The organism is Dyadobacter sp. CY356 (assembly GCF_021440195.1).
Taxonomy (GTDB): Bacteria; Bacteroidota; Bacteroidia; order Cytophagales; family Spirosomataceae; genus Dyadobacter.
In genome coordinates this window covers 509,053-523,964 of sequence record NZ_JAJTSZ010000003.1, presented here as the reverse complement: position 1 = coordinate 523,964, position 14,912 = coordinate 509,053, and the positions used below count along the sequence as shown (strand labels likewise).

8 protein-coding genes are annotated in these 14,912 nt (G+C 41.9%); 1 reads left to right on the top strand and 7 read right to left on the bottom strand.

The genetic code is table 11. The features are described from left to right. Positions 1-39: 39 nt before the first annotated feature. The 6 genes from sprA to LXL81_RS14040 all read right to left on the bottom strand — a co-directional run bounded on the left by sprA (position 40) and on the right by LXL81_RS14040 (position 12,280). The gene (gene sprA, locus LXL81_RS14065; RefSeq protein WP_234647422.1) at positions 40-7,191 is read right to left on the bottom strand and encodes a cell surface protein SprA; all 7,152 of its coding nucleotides are present in this window, start codon (positions 7,189-7,191) and stop codon (positions 40-42) included. Between the two features lie 110 nt (positions 7,192-7,301). Continuing rightward, on the bottom strand, positions 7,302-7,892 hold the full coding sequence (gene ruvA / locus LXL81_RS14060) for a Holliday junction branch migration protein RuvA (protein ID WP_234647421.1): 591 nt from the start codon (positions 7,890-7,892) through the stop codon (positions 7,302-7,304). A gap of 33 nt (positions 7,893-7,925) precedes the next feature. Further along, a complete protein-coding gene (locus LXL81_RS14055) occupies positions 7,926-9,785 on the bottom strand; it encodes a lytic transglycosylase domain-containing protein (RefSeq protein WP_234647420.1) in 1,860 nt (619 codons plus the stop codon). A gap of 248 nt (positions 9,786-10,033) precedes the next feature. Further along, positions 10,034-11,479 (bottom strand): Asp-tRNA(Asn)/Glu-tRNA(Gln) amidotransferase subunit GatA, encoded by a 1,446-nt coding sequence (gene gatA / locus LXL81_RS14050; protein ID WP_234647419.1) that lies wholly within the window; start codon positions 11,477-11,479, stop codon positions 10,034-10,036. A 91-nt stretch (positions 11,480-11,570) separates the two neighbouring features. After that, positions 11,571-11,780 (bottom strand): twin-arginine translocase TatA/TatE family subunit, encoded by a 210-nt coding sequence (locus tag LXL81_RS14045; RefSeq protein WP_137338602.1) that lies wholly within the window; start codon positions 11,778-11,780, stop codon positions 11,571-11,573. 68 nt (positions 11,781-11,848) lie between these two features. After that, positions 11,849-12,280, bottom strand: coding sequence for a YkvA family protein (locus LXL81_RS14040; RefSeq protein WP_234647418.1), 432 nt, complete (start codon positions 12,278-12,280; stop codon positions 11,849-11,851). A gap of 192 nt (positions 12,281-12,472) precedes the next feature. On the opposite strand from LXL81_RS14040, the gene mdh reads away from it, so the two are divergent. Next, the gene (gene mdh / locus LXL81_RS14035) at positions 12,473-13,399 is read left to right on the top strand and encodes a malate dehydrogenase (RefSeq protein WP_234647417.1); all 927 of its coding nucleotides are present in this window, start codon (positions 12,473-12,475) and stop codon (positions 13,397-13,399) included. A gap of 64 nt (positions 13,400-13,463) precedes the next feature. On the opposite strand, the gene LXL81_RS14030 is transcribed toward mdh, so the two are convergent. After that, positions 13,464-14,846, bottom strand: coding sequence for a hypothetical protein (locus LXL81_RS14030; RefSeq protein WP_234647416.1), 1,383 nt, complete (start codon positions 14,844-14,846; stop codon positions 13,464-13,466). Positions 14,847-14,912: the final 66 nt, after the last annotated feature.

The window sequence follows — 14,912 nt, the reverse complement described above, 5'->3', positions numbered from 1 at the left end:
AAATTACACGATGTAGAATGTCTTTTCCAAATCGAAGTTTTATTCTGCCAAATTGAACTTCAACTGAACACCACCCGAAGTACTGGCCCGATAGAAAGAATTGGATACCAGCGGATCATTAAATGTTCTGTCAAAATAAAACTGGCAGCTTAAACGGTTATTGACAACATAATTAACCGTAGGATGCAGCTGGAAATTTATGTTACCCGCGATTGGTATATTTTCTCCGTCAAACTTCCGCTGAATAGAACGCGTATCCCGGAAAGTCAATCCAAGCTGCATCGTCATATCGTTTTTCAGTTTTTTCTTGACGCCATTAATTTTGAATGGAAGCGGTACATTGTTTTTGGTGAAACCAATGTTAACTGTCACATCCTGATTAAATAATTCAGCAACCTGCGAGTTGGAAAGATTGAGGGCAACTGTTCGGTCGCGGTTATAATCAATACTTCCTGTGATCCGGCTTTGCGTCCTGAAAGTGACCCCGATCAGAGGTGCAAATTTTTCCGACAGTGTAATTGTGCTCATCGAGAAAACCGGCACATATTGTCCAAGATAATTTGTCTTGGATGATAATGGATAACCGGTCACCGCAAGGTTCACATACAATGCGGAGTAATCAAGATTTGAAGTAAAGTTACCAACACTGTAAGTTGATACATACTTATGCTTCATACTGAAACTGCTGAAAATTTTCTTAAATCCGGGCAGTCTGGATAATCCGTCATAGTTGATATCCCAGTTTGGCATCGGGAATTTCAGGAATGGATTGGTGCGGACAGTTTTAGGATCTTTTCCGGTATAAGCAGCAAAGAATGACGAGATCAGAACATCCTGAGAGTTTTCATTGTATTCTCCCCCACTGTTATTTTCACTGTTCAGACGATCACGAAGTATGGCGCGATAACCAACAAATTTATCAAAAACTGGTGATGAATTATCCTTCCGTATTTTAGCAAATGCCGTTCTGAACGACATGAATGACATACTGAACTGGCCATTTCTTAATGGACTTTCATGGGCGTAATTCCCTGTGGAATCCGGACGGTAAAACTCCTGGTAAGCATCCTGGCGCGTTAGCCTGACTTCGATCTGCATCCTGAAATCCTTGAAAGGTTCAAGGGATGTGTTGGCCGCAAAGTTTTTGGCAATGGTTTGCTGGAACGGTTGGTTTTGTTCTTTACTCGCCGTGATCCAGCCTTTTTGCCCAGCCTTTGTCTGGAAATTACGGTCTTGTTGTCCTAACACAAAACCCAGACCCGGCGCGTTGGCATTATCAAGACCAAAATGTTTCGGAGCTCTCAAATATCCGGGAAGCGCGGTGCTTTCCGAAACCGAATAACTCACATTGATACCACGAACCGTCATCAAAACACGGGTAATATTTTTCAAAAGATCGGTTGACCGCATATCAATATCTTCAATATCACCCGGACTTCTGGCGAAATTCTTTTTCTGTGCAGAAGGGGTATTGGCAAATTTCAGATAACGCAGTTTGTTATAAAGCATTACAAAATCCACTTTACCGGAAATCCCTCTTTCTCTTTCATTCCTGATAATATCGCCAAAAGGAAGACTGTCTGCGTCAACCAAACCCAGTGCATTCGCCTGATAATTAAACTTTACCCGATGCGAATAATCCGCCGTCATCCAGTCGAGGAGCGGTATTTTATCCAGAGGCAAACGGTAGGTCAGTTTAATATCCTGGTTAAAATTTTTGATCCGTCCCAGCTTCATGAAATTACGCCATAGCGAATCTTTCTTTTGCGACGTGTTAAGATCTCCCATCGGCTCATCGATAATCGAATTTGCCGAAGCGTTGTATAACAAAGTCATGTTCTTGGTCAGGTTCCAGCCAAAATCATAATACCGGTTGAACCAGAAATACTTTTCAAACATCGGCACTTGCCCATCCGTGGTCAGGTCGGAATTGCGAAGTTGTGTTCTGGCAAAACGACGGTCAACATCCGCCCGTACAGCAACCATGTTTGGTAATAATGTCAGATTGAAATCCCTGACAAATTCTGCATAACGGTTTGTTGCTTTCATTTTTTTGAAAGGCTCAAACGGTTTTGGCTGACTACTGAATATATAATTAATTCCTCCTTTGTATGCGCGCTGGTTATATTCCTGTGTCAGAATATTCCTTCGTAAATCGTCACTGAAAGCGTAGTTAAAGGAAAAGTTTTCAAAATCATAAAAGTGGTTTTTGACACCGGGTTTTGTTTTTATTTTTCTGACGTTGGAGAAGTTTATCCCTCGCCGGACTTCATTTTCCTCGACGAGTCGCCGGTATCCGTCCCGCTCTTCATCAGATTGCAAATTGGCAAGGGTGGTTGATAAAGCTACGTCAGGGTCGAGCGGATCGAAATGCGGCTTGATATTTCGCCGGTCATAACTGACAAATAACGGAATACTGAAACCCCACTGTTGCGGCAACAATTTATCGACGGCAATATTGGATGAAAAACCATATTCCGTGGTCAGGTTTCTTGAACGTTCACCAATCCTCTGCTGAACACTTCCAAAACCGAAAGTCTCAACATGTCCCGAAGCTGTTAGCGTTGCAAAATCTGCAAGTTTTGCATTCAGCTGTGCAATAGCCGCCCATCCGCCGCGATCATCAAAACCTTCGGCGTGCATTTCATCCGTCCAGATACAGAATGATTTTGAACGTTCATCTGACGATTTCGGATTTCGCATCCCTATCATCATCACCCGCACAGCACTTAAATCCGGATTTCCGACTACCGTGATTTTATACCTTCCATCCGATGTCATCATCACATAAGGCGTGGACTGATTTCGACCTAAGGTTTTATTTCTATTTGTTTTGGCCAGTACCAGATCGGCCAGCGCAATATTCAGTTCATTATTCTCCGGCCAGATCTGTTCGCTGGTTTGCACACCTTCGGGGGTTGACGTCAATCCCGAGATATCAATTTCATAATAGTTTTGGGTAAGGTCAGTTCCGATACGCATAAATGCGCCCACCATGCTGTTTTCGTTTGCATCGTTTTGCATGTGGATGTACATCCGAAGACGCTTGCGGAACAACAGATCAAGATTTACGTTTTTATAAACCGCTCTTGAATCCCCATCACGCAGATCTGTCACACACAGACTCATCGATTGCTCGTTGAGCTGCAAAGTTGGTCTTTGTGTAAAATCCTGATCACGCTGCCAGCCCGGAGGAAGTTGGTACACATATTTTTTTCCATTGCTGGATGTACTGCTATTTTCCTCAATACTCACGGTTCCAACGGTGAACTTTGCGTCGTAAGGTTCGGGAACTTCCTGCAATCCGGCTACGTCCAGATTGGAAGTATATTTACGATACTGCTGCCCGATCATCTGAAGCTGGGCAAAACGCAAAACAACAGGCTGCTGAAAATCGGTAAGATACATCCGCATAAAACGAATGGATTTAAAACCGGTGATCGTCCCTACCTGTCCGCTAAATTCTTTGATCGGTACACGGAACAGATACCAGTTCTGCCCGTCTGTTGTTGTTTGATCCACAATAAAACCATTTCCAACTTTAAGTTGTCCTGGCTGTAAATCAATTTGATATTCGTAGTATGCTTCGTTATCGTTGATGGTATTATCAACGTTCATATCTTCTCCATCCGGAATGCTGGTGGAAGCCGGTGTAATTTCAGATGCGTTACCGGCACTTTCCGGAGAGTTGTTCTCCATCCCGATGTAATCCTTATAACGCTGAAGAACCAGCAGATTTGCTGCATCCAGATCAGCTCCAAGGAAATATTTAAAATCATCACCCGAAGGGTCAGCAAGTATTTTAGCTTTTGCTTCCGCTGTTAAATTCGCTGGCAAACGATCCAGATATTCCTTAAAAAATGTTCTTTCCTCATCATTACTTAATCCGTCCAAACCAACATCCTGCTTTTGACGGGCACCGGATTCATTGCTGAACGCATTAATCAGATACTGAGATTTTGTAACCTGACCCCAGATTGTCTGTTCGACATTGTCACCCACAACTTTTGGAACAATCGGCAATCCATTTTCAAAATTATATCGTTCATCAGGAATCACATCTTCTGAAATGTCTCCCAGGTTAAATATTAACTTACCGCCGGTCGTGTTTGGTTTATTTACAAATCCGTCATTTACCTTACCTTTTTCCGCATCGGTAATAAAAGGATCCAGCATCCAGAATTCAATACTTTCAATATTGGCATTGTCAAAGTCATTATCAGAAGTAATAGCACGGCTTAAACCACCAAAGTTAGCCCTCGGCGTGATCAACCGGCCATTGGCGTCCAGTTCCGATGTATAGTTGTACATCCCGCGTTCAGCCGGATAGTAAGCAATATCCAACACATTTTGTGGATAATTGATCAAACCTGCTACGGATCTTTGTGGGAATATATCTTTGGGCAGGTATAATCTTTCATAGAAATTCTGGCGATCTGCGTCTGTAATATTGGTTGGAGCCTGCGCAGTTCCACCCAAACCTGCCGAACCACCGAAAAGGTTATCAACTACATAGGCCGAAATCTTTGCTCTTTTATACCCGTAATTCAGCGATTTACCATCAAAGCCTTCATGGAATTTCGGGGGCACTGCGGATAATCTCCACTTTTGCGGCTGACGCGCCAGATCGTAAATCGTTCTTGTAGATTCAAAATCATCAATCAGCGAACGGTTATTCACTTCTTTTGAAACGCCGGGGAATAATTTGGCAAACTCACCTTTGAACTGAATGGACGACATTTCTTTCGTTTGTAAAAACGGAAGCGCATCCAGCCATCGCGTCAGGAAAGGAACATTTTTACGAATATTAACACTGAATCCAAGCATGGTATTATTCACCGGCTCATTCCCGATTGCTACACGTGTCAAAAACCCGGCAGGTTTTTCGTGATAGCGGATCGCCGTCATACCCAAAGTGATATCCCTGTTCACCACATAGTCAAGGTGCGTTCCCAGCAATGTTCTGATTTGATTCTGGAACATATCCGGACGTTCATACTCAATGACAATTTCCCGCCCTGAATTCATCACACTGCTGTTCAGAATCCGCACACGCCCAATTTGCGCTTCAACAATATAATCTGAACCAGCTGATAAAGGCACACCACCCGACGTAACCGTTACCGATGTTTCCAAAACACCATAAGGCAGAGAAACTTCCGTCCCGCCACTGGATTGATAAGTACCTTTCAGATAGAATTTATTACGCGTTGTCACCTGCTGCGCATCAATCATCGTCGTGCGGTACAGCTCATTAAAAACGTATTTTGAACGATAGGCTTCTTCTGAAATCCGGGCTGTCAGGTTAGATCCAAACGGTTCGAGAACCGGGAAAAATACACGGCCAGTTTTTGTGTCAATGGTCACACCATCCACAAAGTCAAAATTCCCATCAGGCTGTAAATCATTTACCGGGTTCAACCGGTCAAGGCCCATAACCCGTATCAACGGAATATTGGCCAGGTTACTTTCCTGTAAGTTGGGATTATCTATCCCGGTAAGGTCATCTTTATAAATAACACGAAGCTGGAATCCTGTTTTATCGATGGAGCTCGTCCCAAGTGTATAGACGTTTTTCATCATCAAATCCCACATCGGCAATTTCGTATTGTTACGGATTGTTGAAGATTTGATCAATTTCAACGCGATTACTTCGTCATCTTTGCGATTCTGATAATCTTCTGTAAGCTCCCCAACTTTATATGATCTTCCGTTAAAAGTATATTCATAAGCCACCCCCAAAACCTCATCGTTTCTTAGCGGAGTGGTTAGGGAAATAAAGCCTAACTGCGGATGAAACGTATATTCCCTGTCCTGAACAAGTTTTTTCGCCCCCCTTAATAATTCGTAATCCACAGTTTTTTCAAAACCCAAACCGGTAATGGCAGAATTAGTATTATCAACCTGGCGGAAAGCGGTGTTATTGGTCAATGTCTGAAACAATCCATTGGTTGCATTGTCTGCCGGCAGATTGGATCGAATGGGTTGAAGACTTGCATTCGTGGTCCTATACGGCGCAGGTTCTCCCAAATCCGTAAAACCTACAACATTCCGAAGGGATTCGGTTGTTGTAGTCCTGTTTGTTACATAAACTTCCATCCGGGTAATGGTGATACCGGAAGTGATCTGCGGTGTATTTTTTAAAGCCGCCTCGTATTTGCTTCTGAAATATTGTGACAGGAAAAAGTTTCGGTTTTCATCATACGTATCAACCCGTATTTCAAAGTCCCGGCTTTGTGCCCCGCCACGCAATACAATCCGCTCTTTGCTCGAACGTTGCTGTGATGCTACAAATGTGGCACTCAAACGTCCGAACTGAAAATCTGTTTTTAGACCAAAAAGGTTTTGAACACCAGGTATCAACTGGCTGTTTATTGCCCAGTTAATATTTCCCGCTTCCACTTTTCTCAGAAAACTTTCCTCAGGATTTTTATAATTAAGCTTTAATGCATTTTCGAAGTTAAAGCTGGCTTTTGTATCAAAATTGGTCAAAAACCCAAGTCTGTCCCCCAAATTCGCATTAAAGTTGATAGCGATCTGTTCGTTGAAAATAAAATTGGTATTTCTGCGCTGGCGAATCGGAAGGGCAGGATTGTCAATAAACTGGTTCATGACACCTAAATCCAGTGCCACAAATCCTGTCGGTTTGAAATCCAGGAACTTGTCTCCCAATATTTTTGAAAGTGCCGGCGGAACATCTAGTTTTGGCAAAAGTCCACGTGAGCCCATAGCACTCTGGCCATCCTGCCGCGAAGAATATTCCCTGAGCAAACTTTTAAAAGCACGATCCTCTAACTCCTTATCGTACGTTTCCAGGTCCATGGTTTCCGGAGCACGGTAATCAAGGTTTCCTGTCGGAGTTGTTATATTTTCACTGACGGCAATTTTGCCGCTGCTGTCCAGTAAGATTGAAGTTGAAATATTGGCCGGATCTTTCAGATAAAAAGGAGATCGTGGCCGCGGTTGCGCGAATTTATTGGAATAATAATCTTTCCAGCGCATTATCAACTGATTTCCCGAGCGATCCACATTCTTTTTTGTGGTATCCCCGATCGTATCAGAAAGTATGGCCCAGTCGGCGGCTACCTCAGAATATGATTCTTTTTGATCAACAGAAGCCGTTGCCAGCAGCATCGCTCCGGTTGAAATTGTTACAGCCTTAAATAGAGATGAGTAAACAGTTGATGACAAGGCTAATAATCTTTATTTTGAGAGGGTGTTTGCAATCATCAATAGCAACATATTCAACAAACTGGTAAAAAGCTTTTCCATATTTTCACAAAAGTGATGTTATATCCAGGTTAACGGAGTGCAAGTTTTATCAACTGCTCTACCGTAATTTCATAGCCTTCCCGCTTGATAATCGTATCCACGCTTTTCTCCGCTGTCGCCTTTGGAATACCCAAAGTAACCAACGCCGCCAGCGCTTCGCTTTTTAGTGCATTGTTTGAACTACCCGGTGTTTTGACCCCGGTGGTCAGCATTGCATCTTTGCGCATTTTATCACCTAATTCCAGTATTACTCTCTGTGCCGTTTTTAATCCAATTCCTTTCATCGACTGGATCAAACGTAAATCTTCATCAATAATGCCCTGACGAATTTCAGAAGATGATAGAGAAGATAGCATAACCAGCGCTGTTGAAGGACCAACGCCTGAAATACTGATCAGATCAAGAAAAAGTTTTTTTTCGTCGTTTTCCAAAAAACCAAAAAGGACATGTGCGTCTTCCCGGATATTCAGATAAGTAACCAGCTTACATCGCTTACCGAGATCCGGCATAGCAGTGTAGGTCTGTAAAGAAATACGAACCTCATAACCCAAACCCTGGATATCAATAACGGCAAAAGCGGGATCTTTGTAAGTTACGGTTCCGTCAACGTAGGCAATCATAAGTATATAGTATGTGCGTTTGTAAAGCTGTTTCTAGCTTGATACGATAAGTTTCATTCCCGGCTTGATCTCGTTTCCTCTGATTTTGTTTGCCTTTTTTAAATCCGTGACCGGCAAACCATAACGCAGTGAGATATTCCATAAAGTATCGCCTTGCTGCACCGTATGGTACCGCATTTTGATATGTCTTGATTTTCTGTTTTCTTCTTTTTCAGCTCTTTCGGCTTTTTCATTTTTTGAAGAAGCGATCGTTGCAGCCGGAACGGTAACCTTTACATCTTTATAAACAATCAGCTTCTGTCCGCCGCGGATCGCGCTTTTACGGATATGATTCCAATTTCTTAGTTCCGCTATTTCTACATTGTATTTTTTAGAAATAGATTCCAGCGTTTCGCCTCTTTTAACAATATGAGAGGATTTCTTCGACTGAATTTTAGTAACCGAACTCTGACGGATTTCTTCCGCTTCATCCTGTTCTTCGTTTTCTGCTAAAACCGCTTTTTCGATGGTATCAATTTTAGCCAATTCCTTTTCCGGCTTGGCCGAAGCAACGATTGCCGGTTTCACCTTAACTTTTACATCCCTGTAAAAAACCAACCGCTGACCTCTTTTCACTGCGTTTTTACGCATATGATTCCATCTCTTCAATTCAGCAACCGCTACATCATATCTTCTTGCAATGGCTTGTAACGTTTCACCTCTTTTAACTGTATGTGAAGATTTTTGGGATTTAATTTTTGTTACAACCTCCTCAGCATATTCATTACCTTCCCGATCGCTGTCAACAAAGGCATAAGGATATGCACCTTTGCCCAATGACGCTGCTCTGGCGCTGTCGATTCCGGCCAGTAATACGCCCGAAGGGAGCAATCTGCGTGTACACGAATCCATGATCACATTTCTGTTGCTCATCAGATAAGTATACTTTACACTTGGCACTTTCAGGACAAAATCACGAGTCTGATCAGGTAAAATTGTCTTGGTCAACTGCGGATTCAGTTTATTCAGCTCCTCAAACTCAATACCGGTATTTTCGCAAAAAGTCACTAGGTTAATATATCCGTTTACATGGATTGTATCATTTGGAATCTGATATTCAGTATTTTGCGCATAAACTCCATGATCATTTCCGTAGTTCATCATGTAATTCATCGCCACATATTGCGGCACGTACGATCTTGTTTCCTTCGGAAGTGCATTCCAAATACCCCAGAAAGTAGTTCCATGTGAGCGACGCATCGCACGTTTCACATTTCCAGGACCGGTGTTGTAAGAAGCCAAAGCTAATTCCCAGTCGCCAAAAATATTATAAAGTTGTTTCAGATAACGACATGCAGCTTCTGTGGCTTTAACCGGTTCAAAGCGTTCGTCAATATAGCTGTCCTGGTACAATCCGAACTCGCGGCCGGTTGCAGGCATAAATTGCCACAATCCACCTGCTCTTACCCGTGAAAGTGCAGTTGGATTAAGTCCTGACTCAATCATTGACAAATATTTCAACTCTGTCGGAAGGCCGTATTTCTGAAGTGTTTTTTCAAATAAAGGGAAGTAAAGAGGCATTTTCTCCATCATACTGATGGTGAACTTTGTCTTTTTGTAGATAAAGTATTCCACAAATTCATGGGAAGACTTATGGTAGGTCAACGGAATTGACTTTTCCAGTTTCGCAAAACGCTCGCGTAAAAGCTCTTCCGGAATTGCCGGGGTCAAACTAATTTCCTCCACAGTCGGAAGCATAGGAATGTCGGCATTTTCGTCAGCTTCTGCTGCTATCCCTAATGTATCAGGGCCAATAATTCCTAATTTCTCTTGTTGTATTGTCGCCATAACCGGCGAATTCCACAATCCCACACACACGGCTCCAAGCCACAATACTCTTTTTGAAATCCTCATTAATTATGCTTTTTGATGGGTTAGTCAATTCCTGTTATCAAATAGTCAATGTCTGATGATGAATACTTTATAGAAAAATGACATACTAATTATAATTTTTTGTAGCGATGACTATCAATTTCAAAAAATTATCTACTACTGGCACAATTATTTTACACTAACATTGGTGTGAAATAACATCAATTTGGTTTTAGTTATTTTTGGTCTTCTTGTAGAGTCCGGAACAAAGTTAGTATTCCGCCGGTAAATTACGCCTCTAAAATGTTTTCTTTTAAAATTAATGAAAGATGATTTGCAAATGAAAGCATCTTTTGCTCTTCAAAAAACGGAGCCATGATCTGAATACCGATCGGCATACCATCTTTATCGACGCCATTGGGAATAGAAACAGCAGGATTTCCTACGACATTGGCCTGAACTGTAAATATATCAGCAAGATACATCTGCAAAGGATCTTCTGTTTTCTCTCCGATCGTAAACGCTGTTGTTGGCGTAACAGGTGAAATTAAAAAATCAAACTGCCCAAAAAAACGTTCGGTTTCTTCCCGCACCAATCTTCTAACGCGTTGCGCCTTGGTATAGTATGCGTCATAATAATTTGCACTCAAAACAAAAGTCCCTAACAGTATTCTTCTCCTCACTTCTTCCCCAAAACCTTCGGTCCGCGTGTTTTTGTAAAGTGCCTCCAAATCGCCGGTGACAGCAGTTCTGTGCCCATAACGAACGCCATCAAATCTTGATAAATTGGAACTTGCTTCGGCAGTTGTAAGGATATAATAAGTTGGCAACAAATAATCCAGCAAAGGCATTTCCACAGGCGTCACTTCGTGACCTAACGAGCGCAAACGGTTTAGCATTTCCAGTGTTTGCTCACGGATTTCCGGTGCAATAGATTCATTTTCAATTGTATCGCGAATATAACCAATTCGGGCTTTGCCATACCAATCCAGATTTTGGGAATAGGACGGCACTTCTTTTGAGGAAACGGTACTGTCAAAATCATCCCCGCCTGCCATAATCTCCAAAATCAAAGCAGCATCTTCGATACTTTTCGTAATTGGGCCGATGCAATCGAATGAAGAAGCATAGGCAATAAGCCCATATCTGGATACGCGTCCATATGACGGTTTGACACCCACAACACCACAAAAAGCAGCAGGCTGACGTACAGACCCGCCCGTATCGCTCCCCAGCGAAGCATGACATAGTCCGGCCTGTACCGCAACCGCAGAACCTCCGGAAGAGCCACCTGGCACTTTGGAATTATCCGCAGCATTTAAAACAGGACCAAAGGATGAGCTTTCATTGGATGATCCCATAGCAAATTCATCACAGTTCTGACGACCGATCACAATTGCATCTTCATCCAGAAGACGTTGCACGGCAGTAGCATTGTAAGGAGCTATGTATGAATCTAAAATACGGCTTCCGGCTTGTACACCATGTCCTTTGTGAGAAAGAACATCTTTTAACCCAACAACAAGTCCTGCAAGTTTTCCGGCAGTTCCGTTCCGGATTTTTATATCAATTTCAGATGCAAAGCTGAGCGCTTCTTCTGAATAAACTTCAACGAAGGCATTTAAATGGGTATTGGACTCAATCCGTTCCAAATAATGATTTACTAACTGCACGCAGGTTAAACCTCCTTCACGCAAATCATTTTGTATCTCGGTCAGCGTCTGGTACTCTTTCAACGTAATAATTTTTGGCGGGTAACAAATAAAAAATCAGAGCCATTAAGTTTTTACTAAACGGCTCTGTTATGTACACAATACAATGGCAAGACTACTTTGTTGTAGTGTCTTCCATGCTTTTTTCGATATTCTCTTTTACGTCTTTGGTAGCGTTTTTGAACTCATTAATACCCTGGCCCAAACCACGCATTAGTTCAGGAATTTTTTTTGCACCAAAGAAAAGCAAAACGAACAAAGCTACCAAAAAGATCTCTTGTCCACCCAATCCCATTATTCCACCTAAAACAGTTACTGATTCCATATCTATTCTTTGATTATATGTTTACAAAAATACTTATTATTTTGAAAAGAACTAAAACTTCGGACACTTTATCCTATATTAATTGTTTTTTCATTCTTTTCCCATTCACTAAATTTATTGATATCATCGCCTAATGTCCGGATCAGCCAAAGTACCAGCGCAATGTCATCTGTAATACCTATAACAGGCAGAAAATCAGGTATCAGATCAATTGGTGATACAAAATAAATCAATACTGCAACAATAGATACCAGACTTTTCCATGGTAGATTCCGGTAAGTTCCATTAGAGTATGCTTTCACCATCCGTACCAGTAACTGAACGCTGCCCTGAAACTCCGACAGATTCCCTTTAAAACCTACATGCTTTAACTTCCCGATTACCTGGCCCGCCAGTTCAACCAGACGGCTGGTATTACTTGCGTATCTTCCTGCCTTTCCGGCAGCCTTTTTGAAAAATACAGAACGTAATATTTTTGCAATCAACGATTCGTCATTCATTTCTTAAATAAAGAAAAAGTGGTTTATGATGCCAATATAACTATCTAATTACGTAAAAAATTGCATTTCGGATCACGCCGAACTACTTTTCTTACAAAATTTAAATCAGCTTGTGGTTTTAACAAATTAAGTAGCCTATTTTTAGGATATATTTCAAAACATTAATTTTTATACAATTAACTATATTTTTTTATGAAGATTACAGTCGTAGGCGCAGGTGCTGTGGGTGCAACCACAGCTGACAATATTATTCGTCGCGAATTGGCGGAAGAGTTAGTGCTGTTGGATATAAAAGAAGGTGTGAGTGAAGGAAAATCGTTGGATATGTATCAAACCGCTGCGTTGCTTGGGTTTAATACAAAGCCAGTCGGTTCAACAAATGATTATGAAAAAACAAAAGGTTCAGATGTTGTTGTGATCACTTCCGGCATTCCGCGTAAACCTGGTATGACCCGTGAAGAGCTGATCGGTATCAACGCAGGCATCGTAAAATCTGTTACTGAAAATATATTAAAATATTCACCGAAAGCTATTATCATCGTGGTTTCCAACCCAATGGATACCATGACTTACCTGGCTCTGAAAGAATCCGGCATTCCTAAAAAACGTCTGATCGGTATGGGTGGAGCTCTGGATAGCGCCCGTTTCAAAACTTATCTTGCGCTTGCCATGGATGTTTCGCCAAGCGATATTCATGCTATGGTAATTGGTGGTCATGGTGATACAACGATGATCCCTTTGACACGTCTGGCCACTTACAATGGTATTCCTGTCAGCCGTTTCCTTTCCGCTGAAAAACTGGAACAAATTGCAGCTGACACCATGGTTGGCGGTGCAACACTTACAAAACTGATCGGAACTTCGGCCTGGTATGCGCCGGGTGCTGCGGCTGCGATGATGGTTGAAAGCATTGTCCGCAACCAGAAACGTATTGTTCCATGCGGTGTTTACCTGAATGGTGAATATGGACAAAAAGACATTTGTATGGGTGTGCCGGTAGTTCTGGGCCGTAATGGCTGGGAGAAAATCATCAATCTTCGACTGAGTGATGCAGAAAAAGCAGCTTATGAGAAATCTGCGGAAGCAGTAAGGGCAATGAATGGCGCGCTTACTTTCTAAAATAAATTAAAGAAGTCAGCCTCATAAAAGGTTGACTTCTTTAACTATACACTAAAATTATCGATCAGATAGAAACCTGGTATTGCAGAACCCAGGAACCTTTCCTTACATCTTTTTCAAGTTCATTCGAAATTGTACTGTTTTTATATACCGGGCGATTTTCATAATTAAGCGTAAGCTTGCCATTATGTCCTTTCATAAGCCAGTTAACTCCTAAATTGTAAAGGATCACCGGATCCCATAACCGGTCATAATTTGAATATTGCAAGGATGCATACGGCATCAGCGTACCCAGGTTCCCCAGGAAGCCATCTTTTAGTTTATAACCGGCCTGTGTATAAATTACATCTCCTGTTCCAAACATCGGGTAGGCATTTCCCTGCGTTCCGCTCACACCTGTAATCGGCAAAGTCGTACCTGTTGCAGGATTCATACTTCCATTATACCGCAAATAACCTTTTCCGTAATCCGTATGGAAATATCCCAGATAGGCAGAAACAGCGGTTCCTTTATCTTTATTGATGGGTAAATCCAGATAAGACGCCACAGACCAGAGATTCATACTGCTATATAAAGTATCAACAGCTTCCTTTCTCCATGTCGCATTTTTTTGAGCAATAAAACCTGCTTCTATGTTCCAGATTTTACGTTTACCAAGATAAGTACCCGTCATATATCCCGGTGTCGTATTATCTTCGGTATCGACAATATTATAGATCAACAATCCGTCAAATTGCTTTTTATGTTTTTTCTGGGCAAAAACTGAATTGGTATTTAAAGCTGGCGGAACGACTCCGTTTGTTTCGATCGGAAACGGGTCTGCTACACTGATACGATAATTAATCTTGCCAATTTGTCCGCGACTATAAACGGCCAGTTTCCGGGCAAACTGGTCTGTCTGATCCACCGTGACCTGCGCAAATATGGGGACATCCAGCGTCATGATCGTTGAAATACTGGGTTGTGAGAAACGGGAAAGTCCATTTACAATCGTTAAACCACCCCCGAAACGAATGAAATTATTTCCTTTTCGCTGTACTTCATATTCCCCCAGTGCATCATGAAAAAAAGCTCCAACTTTGCGGTTGCTCGGCGTTCCGGCGGTATTGTATCCGGGGAAACCATTTGTCTTGTTAAAATTGTTCAACCCAAACTGCGTATAGAAAAATATGCGGTCGGTGATCTGGCCGAATAATTGCATACGGGTCCTGCGCAAACCGATATCAAAAGTACGGGAGGCAGGATCGGTTAGGACAGTCGTTCCGGGATTATTATCATTAAGCCTGAACCAGGCCTGATTGATAAAAGTAAATTTAACGTAGTGAGAACCAGAGGGATTCAAATTATAGCGTATATCGCTTCTGTTATTGTCGTCGGTTTGTTTCACCTGCGACATAGCAGTCGATGATGTCAGTAATATCAAACAAAGTACTTTTTTTATTTCCATCTACGTTGGTCTGTCTAAAACTAGAATATGAACATTTCATAATAAACAGGCAAAATGAGATTAAAA

Excerpts from the sequence above, each read along its gene's own strand:
- ruvA (WP_234647421.1), bottom strand. The coding sequence starts at position 7,892 with ATGATTGCCTACGTTGACGGAACCGTAACTTACAAAGATCCCGCTTTT.
- LXL81_RS14055 (WP_234647420.1), bottom strand. The coding sequence starts at position 9,785 with ATGAGGATTTCAAAAAGAGTATTGTGGCTTGGAGCCGTGTGTGTGGGA.
- LXL81_RS14045 (WP_137338602.1), bottom strand. The coding sequence starts at position 11,780 with ATGGAATCAGTAACTGTTTTAGGTGGAATAATGGGATTGGGTGGACAA.
- LXL81_RS14040 (WP_234647418.1), bottom strand. The coding sequence starts at position 12,280 with ATGAATGACGAATCGTTGATTGCAAAAATATTACGTTCTGTATTTTTC.
- mdh (WP_234647417.1), top strand. The coding sequence starts at position 12,473 with ATGAAGATTACAGTCGTAGGCGCAGGTGCTGTGGGTGCAACCACAGCT.
- LXL81_RS14030 (WP_234647416.1), bottom strand. The coding sequence starts at position 14,846 with ATGGAAATAAAAAAAGTACTTTGTTTGATATTACTGACATCATCGACT.